The sequence below is a fragment of the Halomonas sp. BDJS001 genome, from assembly GCF_026104355.1.
In the GTDB taxonomy this organism is placed as follows: domain Bacteria; phylum Pseudomonadota; class Gammaproteobacteria; order Pseudomonadales; family Halomonadaceae; genus Vreelandella.
The window spans coordinates 4,068,920-4,082,918 of sequence record NZ_CP110535.1 but is presented as its reverse complement, the minus strand read 5'-3'; the positions used below and the strand labels follow the sequence as shown (position 1 = coordinate 4,082,918).

The following is a 13,999-nucleotide window of genomic DNA, read 5'->3' as shown; positions in this document are numbered from 1 at the left end:
GAGGAGATAAAAAAATGACCGAAACAACCTCTCAGATGGTGGATCGAGGCGGATTGATTGAGCTTGATGTAGGGGACGATGTACGCAACAGCACGCGTTTTAATGAGGATATTGCGCCTACCCGGGCCAGCGAGCGTACTTGGAGCAAGTGGAATATTGCAGCGCTGTGGGTAGGCATGTCGATCTGCGTACCCACCTACACGCTAGGCGGGGTATTAACCGCCTATTTTGGGTTGAGCGTAGGGGAAGCGCTGTTCGCCATTCTCTTAGCCAACGTGGTCGTATTGATTCCTCTCACTTTAAATGCATTTCCTGGAACCAAGTTTGGTATTCCCTTCCCAGTCGTGCTGCGCTCCTCGTTCGGTATTTTAGGCTCCAACGTACCCTGCCTGGTGCGCGCGTTGGTTGGCTGTGGCTGGTTTGGTATCCAAACCATGTTTGGCGGGTTGGCTATTCACTTGCTGCTGTCTGAGTTGATTCCCGCTTGGGCTGCGCTTGGCGGTGTAGGTGAAGTGATTGGCTTTTTTGTCTTCGGCGCGATGAATCTCTATGTGGTGATTCGTGGGGCAGAGTCGATTAAATGGCTGGAGACGCTGGCGGCACCATTGCTGTTGGCAGTCGGGTTTGGCCTGATGGTGTGGGCATGGCCGCATATGTCGATGACTGAGCTGCTGGCGCAGCCGCCGTCGCGGCCTGAAGGGGCATCGGTATACGGCTACTTCTTCGCGGGCTTAACCGCCATGGTGGGTTTTTGGGCCACTCTGTCGCTGAATATTCCTGATTTCAGTCGCTTTGCCAAAAGCCAAAAAGACCAAATCGTCGGCCAGGTGATTGGACTGCCGCTGACGATGTTTTTCTTTGCCGCCCTCGGCGTGGTGTTAACCGCTGCTTCCGAGACGCTGGTGGGCCAAACCGTTGCCGACCCGGTCAATCTGATCGGAATGATCGATAGCCCATTTTGGGTCGTGCTGGCGATGCTGTTAATTATCATCGCAACCCTTTCTACCAATACCGCCGCAAATATTGTCTCACCCACCAACGATTTTCAGAATATTGCGCCTAAGTTGATTAATCAGACGCGCGGCGTACTTTTAACGGGCGCCGTGGGCGTGCTGCTGATGGGCTATGATCTGTTGCAAAAAGCGGGGATCATTCCACCTGGCGTGTCTCTGGAGCAGATGTACTCCAACTGGTTGTTGGGCTACTCAAGCCTGCTAGGCCCTATCGCGGGCATTATGGCGGTGGACTACTTTCTGATTAAAAAGCAGCGTTTGGATGTGCCGAGCCTGTACATGGATAGCCATGCCTATCCTGCGGTGAATGTCGCTGGTTTCATCGCCTTCGGTGTGCCCGTGGCACTGACGTTACTATCGCTATTAACCGGCACCATGAACTGGTTCTACGACTACGGCTGGTTCACCGGCTCGGCGCTGGGGGCCATCGTATATTTTGTTGCCAGCCAAGTGCTGGCGTCATCGCCTCAGGCGGGGCCTGCACCGATAATGGCCAAGGAGGCAGCCGAGCAGCGCTAAACAGTTGAAACCCGGCTTCGTGCCGGGCTTTCTATTTTAGCTGCTCTTGATGAAACGCAAGAATGCATCAACAACCCGGTTAGGGCGGCGATCATGACGGGTAATCAGTACAAAGGGGATGCGGTAGTGCTGCGTATCGGTATGCAGCGCCCGCATTTTGCCCGCAGCCACCCACTGGGCTGCGACATGCTCAGGTAGAAAGCCGATAAAGCGCCCGGTAAGAATCAAAAAGGCGGCGCCTTCGCGATCAGATGCCGAAGCACGCAGGCTGAGCACATCATGCGCCTGGCGCGCCTCAACCGGTAACGGATAGCGGGGGGAAATAGCGGCGTGCTGGGCGATATCCTCACCACTGAGCATGTCATCATCCTCGGTAAACAGCGGATGGCCCGCCGCGCAGTAAAGATACGATGGCTCATCATACAGGTGGCGCGCTTCTAAACTGGTGGGCAGGTTCACCGCAGGCACGACGCCGACGTGCAGGTGGCCATCCATCACGCCTCGGATGACCGCGTCAGATGGCTCCATATGAATATGCAGCGTTACCTCATGCTCCGCTGCGCTAAGCTCCGTCAATGCATTAGTGACATGCATGGCGGGCAGTGTCACCAGATTATCGGTGATACCGATATTCAGCTCGCCTTTAATCGTTTGATGTAGCGCGTTAACATCGCTTTTAAACGTTTCAAGCGCGGTAAGTAGCGTTAACCCTGCCTGATAAATCTCTTTGCCCTCTTCGGTTAAACTAAACCCGCCACGCCCACGCTGGCAGAGCGAAAAGCCCAGCCGCCCCTCCAGATCGTTCATGTGCTGGCTAATCGCCGAGCGACTGATGCCCAGCGTGGTTTCCGCTGCGGTAAAGCCGCCGCATTCAACGACTGTCTTAAAAATACGGATGAGACGTATCTCGTAGTCACTCATCTGGCCCAGCGATGCCATAACAATTCCCTGATAGGTAGGCTATCAATACATAAGGTCACGCTTTTCAACGTATTAACGGTGATAAAAACTGATATACATCCTAAAAGCGCCGCGGCACTATTCAGCTAAAGCCGCGTGTCAGCGCTTGCTTTAATAGTATTTCTGGTTACTTTTTACACTCTATCAGGTGTCCCCATGGGTTACCTGCATAAGGCTTCTGCGCGATGTCCGCTACCTCCATTAATGTAAATGATGATGTGTTGAAAGCTACCAAGACTTATCGGCAACAGCGTCGCCATGTGATTGCGCTATATCTGCTAGCACTACTTGTTATGGGAGTACTTTTCGGTTGGCTGCTGAGCGAACAGTATAAACAAGAAATTGAGGCCGCCGAGTCACGTATTAATGCCCGTGCCAACGTGGTCAATGAGTGGGCAAAAGGGGTATTTGCACAAAGCGGCCAGGCCCTGTTTGGGCTTGCGGAACTACTCGCTCTGCAAGGGATGCCTAATAGCGACAATACTCAGGCGCTTCAGCGCACATTAGAAAACCTGACCCTGTATGTACCCATGGTGGACGAAATTGCAGTATTGAGTGCTGAGGGTCGAGTATTGGCGAGCGGCCGCGGCAACCGAAAAGCAGATGTTGATATCAGCGAAACGGTGTTTTTTAATGCCTTTAAGCAACCAGGGCAGGAGGAGCTAATTACTCCGCTGTACTGGTCTGACAGTGATCAGCGCTACTATCTCTACCATGGCCGACGATTAGAATCCTCGTCTGGTGAGTTTGCAGGCGTGGTCATTTCCAGCATTATGCCCGAAGTCTTTGCCGACGCCCTTGAGCAGATGAGTGTCTACGATGGCGAGAGCATTGCGCTGGTCGACCCCGGTTTAAAATTTATTGCCCGGTACCCCCTACCCGACGCGCCATTTTCGATCGGCAGTCAAATTGAGAGCCCTGAAACGGCTGAGTGGTTAACCCGTGGTGAGTCAGCGTGGTCTATCAACATTGAGTCACCTATTGATGGCCGTAAGCGGTTATTTCGCATGCTGAGGGTGGGCGAGTATCCCATGCTGGCCGTGGTCGGCGTAGACCTTCACGAGCTGCTTTCCGCCTGGCGGCAGCGCGCTTTGATTTTAATGCTGGTGACGGCAGTCATTGCCCTGTTGGGCGCTTGGGGGGTACGCCACTACCTGAACCGTTTAGCGTTGGCGCATCAACTGCGCCAGCGCATTGAAGAGCGTGAGCAGGCCCGTGCCGAGGCGCAAATCGCCGCTGCCGCCTTTCAAACACATTTAGGCATTCTAATCACCGATCCTCGGGGCACCATACTCAAGGTTAATGAGACCTTCAGTCGTATCACTGGCTATAGCGAAGCCGAGATAGTCGGTAACAACCCTCGCATGTTCAGCTCTGGCCTACAAAATGCCACCTTTTACCGGCGTTTATGGAAGCGTGTTATCAAGACCGGCAACTGGGAAGGCGAGATATGGAACCAGCGTAAGAATGGTGAACTGTTTCCCGAATGGCTAACCATAAGTGCTGTCTACAGTGATGAGGGCACCTTAACTCACTACGTGGCCACTATGAGCGATATCAGCGAGCGTAAAGCCGCTGAGCAGGAGATCCATCAGCTGGCGTTTTATGACACCCTAACCGGGTTGGCGAACCGGCGACTGTTTATGGATCGCATGGGCACTGCCCTTAAGGAGCTTCAGCGCCATCAGCGTTGCGGAGCGCTACTGTTTATCGATATCGACAACTTTAAGCAAATCAATGACACCTTGGGTCACTATGCGGGAGATCAGGTACTACAGAGCGTTGCACGACGGATGGGCCAGATGTTGCGGGATACCGACACCTTGGCGCGGCTGGGGAGCGATGAGTTTGCGGTCTTAATTGAGGGCGTGGATAGCAATGATGCTCAGACCACGCGGCTGGTGGAGCGTATCGCCTATAAATTGCTGGCAACCCTTAACGAGCCAATCACGCTCGCCGAAGAGAGCATCATGGTGACGGGGAGCATTGGTATTACCATTATGGCGAGCAATGAGTACGGCGTTGATGACTATCTGCAGCAGGTGGATATGGCGCTCTTTCAGGCTAAGAGCAATGGTCGCCACGGGGTCTGCTTTTTTGATCCTTCAATGCAGGCAGCGCTATTGGCCCATGTAAAGTTAGAGTCGGATCTGCGCCAAGCCCAGGCCAGTCAGCAGTGGCAGCTCTATTACCAGCCACAGGTTGATCACCACGGAACGATTACTGGCGTTGAAGCGCTGCTGCGCTGGCATCATCCTGAGCGTGGCATGGTCTCTCCAGGCGACTTTATACCGCTGCTGGAAAGCAATGAACTGATAAACGATGTGGGCGAATGGGTATTGGAGGACGCCTGCTATCAATTAGCGCGTTGGGCGCAGCACCCCCGACTAAGCCAATTGACCATATCGGTGAATATCAGTCCGCTCCAGTTTCGCGATGAGCAATTTCTGGCCCGAGTAGAAGGGGTTTTTGCGCGTACCCAGGCGCCGCTTCAACAGCTAAAGCTGGAAGTGACGGAGTCACTGTTTGTGGAAGCGCGGGATGACGCCCGGGATAAAATGCTCGCCCTGAAAGCGCGTGGCGTGCGTTTCTCTCTGGATGATTTCGGCACCGGTTACTCATCGCTGGCGTATTTGGCCCAACTGCCGCTGGATCAGCTTAAAATCGATCAATCCTTTGTGCAGCAGGTGCTGGAAAGTCAGGCCAATGCGGCGATTGTGGAGAGTACCATTGTTCTGGCAGAGAGCCTCAATCTAGAGGTTATTGCCGAGGGGGTAGAAACCAAAGCGCAGCAGGCGTGGCTACTGGCCCACGACTGCCACGCTTATCAAGGCTATCTGTTTGGGCGTCCGGACACTGCTGCGGCCATTGAGAGATTGATTTCTGGCGATTAACCCAGCGTCAGCAAGCGGAGTCGGCCTTCGATATCGGGAGCGGGGGTCGTATCGGGAAGGATAACTTCCAGCCGGGAGTCTTGCCGCCACGCGCTGCTTTCAACGCTGAGCGTACCTCCGGCGCGGTTCAGGCGTTTCCAGCCGCTATCGGTATGAAACACGCCTTTAATGCGCGCCTCGCTGGGAAGCTCTCCCAAACAGGCGGCCAAGTTATCCAGGTCGAAGCGCTCGCTTGGGTGCCAACGCAACCCCGTACTGGTGTAACCCAGAGAGGAGCCGGTTTCTCGCTGGGGCTTACCGGGAGGGGGAGGGACGTCAAAAAACGAGCCCTCCATGCTGGGCGTTGCCGCCAGCTGTTGATGGCTGGCGGGTACGCTAATATCACTTGCTTCGGCGTTGCCGCTCTGCACTAACAGTGACATTGGCAGCTCGCCTTGGGTGGCTTCCTGCACCCACTTTCGCGGCGGCCAGCGCTCAGCCACAAAAGCGTAGGCCGAGCTGAGCTGTTCGGGCGTGCTCTGGTCGAGCATAGTGAGCGCCACGGCGTCGGCCATATCGAGCTGGTCGCGGAAGGTGTCGTGCTGCCGAGCGCGGGCGTCATCTAACCGGCGTGGGTCGAGGGTGGCAATAATGTCGCGCACCTCAACTACCTCATGAAAAGCCTCGCCACACAGAAGATCCAGCAGACCCGCCGGGTGGCCAAGGCCAGAGGGCTCGATGATGACCCGGTCGGGTTTGCTGCGTGCCAGCAGGTTAATGAGCGCCGCTTGCAGAACAAAGGCGAGCTGGCAGCAGAGGCAGCCGCCGGGCAGGCCCTTGATGACCACATCATCGCGGGCGTCGAACATGGCTTGGTCGATACCAATTTGACCAAACTCATTAACCAGGATGGCCCACTTTTCATCCACAGGCTTCTGCTTGATCAGGCTGTGGATAAGCGTGGTTTTGCCACTGCCGAGAAAGCCCGTGATGATATGCACCGGCACTTTTCTGTTCTCCACTCCTGCTGATACTGCCAACGACTACCCCCCTGTCATATTCATAAAGCGCACCACCTGCACATCACCATCGGTGGTGAAGTGGTGGCGCTCTGGCTTGAGCGGCAGGGCATTGATGATGGCCTCTTTCAGCGCCTGCATATTGCCGGGGTGGCGGCGCAGCACGGTGCGCAGATCTACCGAGTGCTCGTTGCCTAGACAGAGCAGCAAACGACCCTCAACCGTCACGCGTACCCGGTTGCAGGTGTCGCAAAAATTGTGACTATGGGGCGAAATAAATCCTACCCGGCTATCGCTATCCGCCATTTTGAAGTAGCGGGACGGCCCAGGAGTCGTTTCGGTCGTGGGAGTCAGCGGATAGCGGGACTCAATCAGTGCCTGAACATCATCGCTGGAGTAAAAGGTTTCCGCCCGTGAGTGGTCGGAGACATCGCCCAGCGGCATCTCTTCGATAAAGCTAATATCGAGATTTTCCTGACGGGCAAAGGTGACCAGGTCGATGACTTCGTCGTCATTACGGCCTTTCAAGATCACTGCATTGAGCTTGATACGCTTAAAACCCGCTTCCTGGGCGGCGTGGATGCCGTCGATTACTTTGGCCAAATCTCCGGTGCGGGTGAGCTGCTTAAAGCGCTCCGCATCCAGGGAGTCCAGGCTGATATTCAGCCGCCGCAGGCCGCTGGCGTAAAGCTGCTTAGCGTGCTTGCGCAGGCTGGCGCCGTTGGTGGTCATGGTGAAGTCGTTAAGACCTGGCATAGCGCCGATCTCATCGACCAGTTGCTCAATGCCGCGACGAACCAGTGGCTCGCCCCCAGTCAGCCGAATCTTCTCCACCCCTAGCTCGGTAAAGGCACGGGCGACCATGGCGATCTCTTCCAGCGTCAGTACCTGGGCGCGGGGCAGAAAGGTCATCTCCTCGCTCATACAGTACACGCAGCGGAAATCGCAGCGATCGGTGACCGAGATACGCACGTAGCTAACGCGCCGACCAAAGTCATCGATCAGTTGCTGGCCAGCTTGCACTTGGGTGGATTGCTGTTGGCCAGATTGCTGTGGTGCGGTTCGTTGCTCGCTCATAGCCATCCCGTTAGCGGTTGTATGCTGACTACCTCGCCTGGTTGGGCGCCGTCTTGGTCATCGGTAAGCTCAATCAAACAGTTAGCAGCCACCATCGAGGTTAAAATACCCGAACCCTGGGCGCCGGTACTACGCACGTGTAACTGCCCTTGCTCATCAGTATGGTAGACGCCGCGAATAAAATCAGTGCGTTTGTAGCGGCTTTTTAACGCGTTGTCGGCAATCGCAGTAAGGCGATTGGGTGGCGACAATGGTTGCCCATCAAGCCGATCCAGGAGCGGCTTTACAAACTGTAGAAAGGTTACCATGACCGCCACCGGATTACCGGGTAAGCCTACAAACGGTGTGCGCGTAGCACCTAGCCAGCCGCAAACCATAGGTCGCCCAGGGCGCAGCGCTACCCGCCAGAAGGCCAAGCGGCCCAGTTGCTCTAATGCTTCGCGGGTAAAATCCGCCTGGCCCACCGATACGCCGCCGCTGGTGATCACCAGATCGCTCTGCTGGACGGCGTTCTCCAGGGCCGCTTTCGTCGCGCTTAAGTCGTCCGGCAGAATGCCCAGGTCAATCACCTCGGCTCCCTGTTCGGTTAGCAGGCCCATTAGCGTAAAGCGGTTGGCGTCATAAATGCCTGCCTTGGGTAGCGGCTCGCCAGGCGCAGTGACTTCGTTGCCGGTGGAGAAGATCGCTACTTTTGGGCGACGGCAAACGCTGATTTCGGCATAACCCAAGGAAGCTAAAAGCCCCAGAGACGCCGCATCAAGCCGTGCCCCCTTAGGCAGAGCCGTGTCACCAATGGCTATATCTTCACCGGCCTGGCGAACGTGTTGGCCGTGTTTGAGAAGTTCGGGCGACGCAATGATCACATGCGCTGGCTGCTCATCTAGCGATTCGCGCAACTGTTCACTCATCACCACTGTATCGGTGCCCGGCGGTAAAGGGGCGCCGGTGGTGATGCGTACACAGTGTCCGGCAGGTACTAGCTCGCGACGGTACTGTCCGGCCAACACTTCACCGGCCAGCGGCCAATGAGCTTGCTTGGCGCCAACGCCTCTCTTAGGCAAGGCTAGCGCCACGCCATCCATGGCCGCATTGGTGTTTTGCGGCACGTTAATGGGGGCTTGAACGGTTGCTGCCAAGCGGCGGCCATGGGCCTGCGCCAAAGGGATATTTTCGCTGCCCAGCGGGCGTTCAATCAGGGTGACGAGCGCTTGGCGCGCTTCGTCCACGCTAATCATCTGTTCGCCCAGGTCAAAGCAGGAGAGGGTCATTTCACCTCCTTGCTCGGTGAGCCCATGACGGCCTTCTCCAGGCGCAGCTTCTCCTCTTCGGTATTGAGATTGGCAAAGGCGTCGGGGCAGTCCGACATATCGACCTTGCACCAGTCGTGGCGAGCGTACCAGCGGTCAATTTTGCGCTCGCCCCCGGCAAGGGTCTTGGCCAAGTCATCGGCCAGTGACGTGCGCAGCAGGGCAACCACCGGGTGCAGCCGTTCGCCATCAAAGGCCACGGCGATGTCATGCTCGCCGCTCTCTGAGGCGATGCCTGCCACCATGCGGGCGACTAAATCATCGGGTAGGGCGGGGGAGTCGCAGGGAGCCACTAACAGCCAGGGGGTTTTTGCCGCACGCAGGCCACTATAGATACCCATCAGCGGACCTTTAAAGCCATCTTCAGCATCAGCAATGACCCGATCAGCGAAAAAGCGGTAAGCGTCGGCATTGCGATTGGCGTTAATCACCAGCTCGGCCACCTGGCCTTCAAGGCGCTTGACCACATGGCCGACTAGCGGCAGGCCTGCAAAAGGTTCGAGCCCCTTGTCGCGGCCGCCCATTCGGCGCCCTTCGCCGCCAGCGAGAATCATGCCAGTGAGGTCGTGAGTGGGGATCATGAGCTTGCCTTCGTTGATGAACGATATTCTTGAGATGAACGGGCATGGGATGGCCGAGACGGGATCGCGTCCAGCGCTAAACGGTTTTGGGTATTGATCGCCTGGAAGTGACGGCCTTTGGCGCGGGCGATCAGCATCACCCCAAAACGCTCGGCCAGTTCAACGCCTTTCTGGGTAACACCCGAGCGCGATACCAGCACGCTAATGCCCATTTGGGCCACTTTCAGCACCATCTCAGACGTCAGCCGCCCAGTAGTGTAGAAGATATCCGCCTTGGCACTGTCTGCCTGCTGTAACCACTGTCGCCCCGCCAAGGTATCCACCGCGTTATGCCGGCCGACGTCTTCAACAAAATCAAGCACCTCGGTTTGATGGCAGAGCGCACAGCCATGCACTGCACCCGCACTGCGATACGTTTCATTATAGGCATTGAGGTTTTGCAGCAATTGATAGAGCGTGGATTGTGCCAATAGGGTATCCGGCAGTGTCGTGAGGGCGGTCTGGTCGAGCAGTTTACCAAAAACCGTGCCCTGGCCGCAGCCAGTGGTCACCGTGCGGGTGCTTAGCCGAGCTTCCAGATCCTCGGGCAGATGGCGGGTAATCACCACTGCCGCTTCGACGTCCCAGTCGACCTGCACTGCCTGTAAATCGTTAGCTGCACGCAGCAGCCCCTGGTTGCGCAGATAGCCAACGACCAAGGCTTCGGGGTCGTCGCCCAGTGTCATCAATGTGACAATTTCACGTTTGTTGAGGTACACCGTCAACGCTCTTTCAGCGGCGATCGCCTGCTGGCGGGCATCGCCATACTCATCAACGATGCTGATCTCGGTGGTGGCAGGCAAGCGGGCTCGGCTTAACTGAAGAGTGGGCTGAAGGGCGGGCATGGCTAATCCTCGCAAAACGGTTCTCGCAAAACGACAGGGTTGACGATGATGGCGCCGTGGAGGCTTACTTGTCTACCTATTCAAGCGCTATCCGTTGATGGCAAAAGGTCTGATGTTATGAGTGATAACCTACGCCCAGTCAGTATTGCCTTGATTGCCGAAGCCAAGCAGGTGGGGCGCTTTAGCCTAACCCAGTGGCGCATTGCTGAGCTTGCGCTGTCTGATCAGGGCGAGCATGTGCTTAACCTACAGCTGTCGATGACCGAGCGTGCTGCCTACCGCTTTAACTTAACCTCCGCCACCCCGCGGCTATTTGTGCGGGCTGGGTTCACCGGGCAACCCCCACAACCTGACGCCATCACCGCCAGCCAGGATGTGGCGGCGGGGTGGATGGATGGCGAACAGCAGGTGCTCGAAGCGCCAATGCCCATGGCGATTCAGGTCTGGATTGAGAGCTATCTCGCACGCCACGGCGAAGCACCGCTGGAAATGCGTAAGAAGAAACGCAAAGGGGCAGGGCGCGGCAAAGAGACGCCCACCAAGGAGCAGCCAGAATGAGTCGTTTAGAGCGCTGGTCGCGGCTTAAGCGTAATGTGCCAACGCAAGAAGACGTATCTCCCGCGGACGCACCCACAAGTGATGAAACGTCTGCAGAGTCGAATGCGGCGGCTTATAATGAGACCGAGCAGCCGCAACAGCCAACTGACACACCGCAAGCGCCAGAACGGGAACCAGAGCCCGGTAGTCTCGACCATACCTTGCCTGACCCAACGACATTGGAAGCAGGCAGCGACTTTAGCGCTTTTATGGCGCCAGGGGTAAGCGGCCCTTTACGCAGACAGGCCTTGAAGCGACTGTGGGCCACGGGTAACTACAACGTTCGGGACGGTCTGGACGACTACGATGCTGACTACAACAAACTGTTGAAGCCCATGAGCTCGGAGCTCGCAAGCACACTACGCCGTTGGACACATAAAGTGGAAGAGGTCGTTGATAAGTCGCTGGAGCACGCCGAACCCGAGTCTCCACAAGCGTTGACAGCCGACGAGCAGACACATGAGCAAGCAGTTACATTAGAGGAAGCGTCCTCAATGTCTTGCGCTGACAGCGACAACGCTGTAAAAAATGCGCCGCTAGACGACCAGTCTGATTATTTATCTGGCACTAAGACGAAAACATGAGATCAACGTTAAGTCTATATAAATCAATATCTTGGTAGTCAGATGGCTTCCCAGCGTTGGCAGCGTTGACGGTAACCAGGTTGGCAAATTATGGATTTCGCCATAGGCTGAACTTAGCGTCAACGCATTGTTATGCCACAATAGTTAAATAATATAACTCAAAATTATAATAAGAATTATTCACCTGACCGTGAGAGCGCATGAACCAACGAATCCAACTGGCGTCCCTAGACGACCAGCGTAACGCCGAGGCTCGGGAGACGGTACGCCAGCGTATCTCCTGGCCCGCGAACCTGACGCCTGCCAACGTGACCTATCACAGCCGCGGTCATGCGCTGCTGCTCGGCAGTGAGCGCGATACCCGGCAGGCCGCACGTACTCTACAAGGGCGTGGTTTGGCTTCATTGACCCTGCTCTTTACCGCGCCCAACGCCGCAGATATTGACCAAGAGATGCCGGATAGCGATTTGCTCGCTGCGACCGAGATCCTCACCACCCAGCCGCTAACGACTGTCCAGACCGAAAAGCTGCACATTAGCGGCCATTTGGGCATGTTCAAAGCGATGATTGGTGGTGATGAGCCGCTTGACCTTGCCCGTGCGTTGATCCAGCGAGAGGCGTTCGATCTCATCCTGGATTTAAATACCACTCCTCGCCTGCCCGTTGAGTTACCCCCGCCAGGTTATGTAGTGATGCAGTGGCATAACGTTGAGCAGCGCAACGATACTCTCGACGATTTTGTCGGGTTGGTGGGCGAGTTCGACAAGCCGCGTTATTTCCAGGTCAATAGCGACTTATGTGCCCACTCCACTAGCGGCAATATTGGCTGCACCCGCTGTTTGGACGTCTGTCCGGCGGATGCCATCTCCAGCATTAAAGGGCGCATTGAGTCGCATATCGAGATTGATCCGTTTCTCTGCCAAGGTGTCGGCAGTTGCACCAGCGCCTGTCCCACTGGCGCTATCGAATTCCGCCTGCCTGAAACCCGCCGCCAACAAGATACCCTCTCCGCGTGGCTTAGCGCCTACCGCGCAGCGGGCGGCCAAGCACCGGTGCTGCGCTTTATTACCCATGATTCCCAGGACGCTGAGCGCGCCGCGGGTGTCGTGCCCGCAGGCCATGTCATTGACGCGCCGCTAGAAGAGCTGGGCGCCGCCGGTCACGACCAGTGGCTAACCGCCCTGGCCGCTGGCGCAGCCGAAGTGCGTATCCAGCTTCACCCCAATATGCCTGCCCGCTTGAGCGCTTTTTTGACCGATCAGGTTGCCCAAGCTCATGCGTTGCTGGGCGCCTTGGGCCATGATTGCGCTCGCGTAAAGCTGATCGAGATTGCCGATGATGCAGGGCGTGATGCGCTACCGGCGCTCACGCCATTGACAGAGGCGCCGCTGAGCCTACCTGAGCCAGAAAAGCGTACACGTTTGAACCGTGTGCTGGCGCGCCTGGCCGAGTTGGGCAAGCCCAGCGGCGAGCGGGCTAAAGTGCCGGTTGGTGCTGCCTACGGAGCCATTCAGGTCGATAGCGATGCCTGCACACTGTGCCACGCCTGTGTCAGCAACTGCCCGACCCCGGCGCTTAAGTCGGGTGGCAAAACACCCGCGCTGAGCTTCCTGGAAGCGGACTGTGTGCAGTGTGGCTTGTGCGAGCAGGCTTGCCCGGAAAATGCGATTACCCTGATGCCCGGCTTCCTGGCATCCAGTGCCCGCGAAGCGCGCCATATCTGTCATGAAGAGGCGGCGTTTGAGTGCATTAGCTGTGGTAAGCCGTTTGCCACCGTCAGTACGGTAGCGACCATTAAACAGAAGTTGGCTAATCACCCTTACTTTGCCGGTGATGCGATGATCCGGCTGGAAATGTGCGAAGACTGCCGGGTTAAAGATGTCTGGAAAACCATGATTCGCGACCCTGATGCGCAACTGAAGGTATAAGCCGATGACGGATGCACTGCCCACGCTCAAAGAAGCCGATGCGCTACGCGCCGATATCTACCGGCTGTTAGCCACGCTGCTGCGCCAACCGCCGGATACTGAGCTACTCGACTGGTTGGCTGAGCTAGCTATCGAGCAAGATGGCAGCCGCTTGGCAGAGTGCTGGCAGGCGTTGGCTGACGCCGCCAACGGTACGAATACTGAGGGACTGCAGCGAGCGCACTTTCGCCACCTGGTTGGTGTAATTCAAGGTGAGGTAGTGCCCTATGCCTCCTGGTACCGCAACGGCGAATTGATGGAAGCGGCGCTGGTGGCGCTGCGCCAAGACCTAAAAGTGCTCGGTTTTGAACGCAGTGGGCATACTCGGGATCCTGAAGATCATTTGGCGGCCCTGTGTGAAGTGATGGCGATGCTGATTGACGCCGAAAGCGCCGAGCAGCGCTATTTCTTTGACCAACATTTAGCCCCTTGGGCGGCCAGTTGTTTTGCCGACCTTGGGCAGGTAGACACCGCTTTCTATGCAGCGCTGGGGCAGTTGGGTGGCGCTTTTATGGAGAGTGAACAGGCTCGCTTGAGGGTTGATGCGGGCCATACGCCAGTGCGTATTCTTGAGCCGTAACGCAGGCTTCATAAAAGAAACAGCAAAAGCAAAAAACA

The 13,999-nt window shown here is 56.5% G+C and carries 12 protein-coding genes; 6 read left to right on the top strand and 6 right to left on the bottom strand.

What is annotated here, in order from left to right:
• Positions 1-14 precede the first annotated feature (14 nt).
• Entirely contained in the window at positions 15-1,532 is a 1,518-nt protein-coding gene (locus OM794_RS18980) for an NCS1 family nucleobase:cation symporter-1 (protein ID WP_226246885.1), read from the top strand.
• A 36-nt stretch (positions 1,533-1,568) separates the two neighbouring features.
• Here OM794_RS18980 and OM794_RS18975 read toward each other — a convergent pair whose 3' ends face one another.
• Positions 1,569-2,471, bottom strand: coding sequence for a LysR family transcriptional regulator (locus OM794_RS18975; RefSeq protein ID WP_226246886.1), 903 nt, complete (start codon positions 2,469-2,471; stop codon positions 1,569-1,571).
• Positions 2,472-2,677: 206 nt separating this feature from the next.
• Here OM794_RS18975 and OM794_RS18970 point away from each other — a divergent pair, with 206 nt between their 5' ends.
• Entirely contained in the window at positions 2,678-5,386 is a 2,709-nt protein-coding gene (locus OM794_RS18970) for an EAL domain-containing protein (protein WP_226246887.1), read from the top strand.
• Here OM794_RS18970 and OM794_RS18965 read toward each other — a convergent pair.
• From OM794_RS18965 to OM794_RS18945, 5 genes are read right to left on the bottom strand one after another with little or no spacing between them, the layout of a single operon-like run.
• A complete protein-coding gene (locus OM794_RS18965) occupies positions 5,383-6,405 on the bottom strand; it encodes a CobW family GTP-binding protein (protein WP_226246888.1) in 1,023 nt (340 codons plus the stop codon). The genes OM794_RS18970 and OM794_RS18965 overlap by 4 nt on opposite strands.
• A 3-nt stretch (positions 6,406-6,408) precedes the next feature.
• Positions 6,409-7,461: a GTP 3',8-cyclase MoaA gene (gene moaA / locus OM794_RS18960; protein WP_265153966.1), complete on the bottom strand. Its 1,053-nt coding sequence runs from the start codon at positions 7,459-7,461 to the stop codon at positions 6,409-6,411.
• Positions 7,458-8,729: a gephyrin-like molybdotransferase Glp gene (glp, locus tag OM794_RS18955; RefSeq protein ID WP_226246889.1), complete on the bottom strand. Its 1,272-nt coding sequence runs from the start codon at positions 8,727-8,729 to the stop codon at positions 7,458-7,460. Before glp ends, moaA begins: the two co-directional genes overlap by 4 nt.
• Positions 8,726-9,349: a molybdenum cofactor guanylyltransferase MobA gene (gene mobA, locus OM794_RS18950; protein WP_226246890.1), complete on the bottom strand. Its 624-nt coding sequence runs from the start codon at positions 9,347-9,349 to the stop codon at positions 8,726-8,728. The genes glp and mobA overlap by 4 nt, the downstream gene beginning before the upstream one ends.
• On the bottom strand, positions 9,346-10,233 hold the full coding sequence (locus OM794_RS18945) for a formate dehydrogenase accessory sulfurtransferase FdhD (protein WP_226246891.1): 888 nt from the start codon (positions 10,231-10,233) through the stop codon (positions 9,346-9,348). The genes mobA and OM794_RS18945 overlap by 4 nt, the downstream gene beginning before the upstream one ends.
• A gap of 117 nt (positions 10,234-10,350) precedes the next feature.
• Here OM794_RS18945 and OM794_RS18940 point away from each other — a divergent pair, with 117 nt between their 5' ends.
• The 4 genes from OM794_RS18940 to OM794_RS18925 all read left to right on the top strand — a co-directional run bounded on the left by OM794_RS18940 (position 10,351) and on the right by OM794_RS18925 (position 13,961).
• Complete coding sequence (locus tag OM794_RS18940; protein ID WP_226246892.1) at positions 10,351-10,791, top strand: DUF3305 domain-containing protein; 441 nt, start codon at positions 10,351-10,353, stop codon at positions 10,789-10,791.
• The gene (locus OM794_RS18935; RefSeq protein ID WP_226246893.1) at positions 10,788-11,414 is read left to right on the top strand and encodes a DUF3306 domain-containing protein; all 627 of its coding nucleotides are present in this window, start codon (positions 10,788-10,790) and stop codon (positions 11,412-11,414) included. The genes OM794_RS18940 and OM794_RS18935 overlap by 4 nt, the downstream gene beginning before the upstream one ends.
• A 200-nt stretch (positions 11,415-11,614) precedes the next feature.
• Complete coding sequence (locus OM794_RS18930; protein ID WP_226246894.1) at positions 11,615-13,342, top strand: 4Fe-4S dicluster domain-containing protein; 1,728 nt, start codon at positions 11,615-11,617, stop codon at positions 13,340-13,342.
• A gap of 4 nt (positions 13,343-13,346) precedes the next feature.
• Positions 13,347-13,961, top strand: a complete 615-nt coding sequence (locus tag OM794_RS18925; RefSeq protein WP_226246895.1) for a molecular chaperone — start codon at positions 13,347-13,349, stop codon at positions 13,959-13,961.
• The last annotated feature ends 38 nt before the right edge of the window (positions 13,962-13,999 follow it).

Coding starts and splice junctions, on each gene's coding strand:
- OM794_RS18970 (WP_226246887.1), top strand. CDS start 2,678: ATGTCCGCTACCTCCATTAATGTAAATGATGATGTGTTGAAAGCTACC.
- glp (WP_226246889.1), bottom strand. CDS start 8,729: ATGACCCTCTCCTGCTTTGACCTGGGCGAACAGATGATTAGCGTGGAC.
- OM794_RS18935 (WP_226246893.1), top strand. CDS start 10,788: ATGAGTCGTTTAGAGCGCTGGTCGCGGCTTAAGCGTAATGTGCCAACG.
- OM794_RS18980 (WP_226246885.1), top strand. CDS start 15: ATGACCGAAACAACCTCTCAGATGGTGGATCGAGGCGGATTGATTGAG.
- mobA (WP_226246890.1), bottom strand. CDS start 9,349: ATGATCCCCACTCACGACCTCACTGGCATGATTCTCGCTGGCGGCGAA.
- OM794_RS18940 (WP_226246892.1), top strand. CDS start 10,351: ATGAGTGATAACCTACGCCCAGTCAGTATTGCCTTGATTGCCGAAGCC.
- OM794_RS18975 (WP_226246886.1), bottom strand. CDS start 2,471: ATGGCATCGCTGGGCCAGATGAGTGACTACGAGATACGTCTCATCCGT.
- moaA (WP_265153966.1), bottom strand. CDS start 7,461: ATGAGCGAGCAACGAACCGCACCACAGCAATCTGGCCAACAGCAATCC.
- OM794_RS18945 (WP_226246891.1), bottom strand. CDS start 10,233: ATGCCCGCCCTTCAGCCCACTCTTCAGTTAAGCCGAGCCCGCTTGCCT.
- OM794_RS18925 (WP_226246895.1), top strand. CDS start 13,347: ATGACGGATGCACTGCCCACGCTCAAAGAAGCCGATGCGCTACGCGCC.
- OM794_RS18930 (WP_226246894.1), top strand. CDS start 11,615: ATGAACCAACGAATCCAACTGGCGTCCCTAGACGACCAGCGTAACGCC.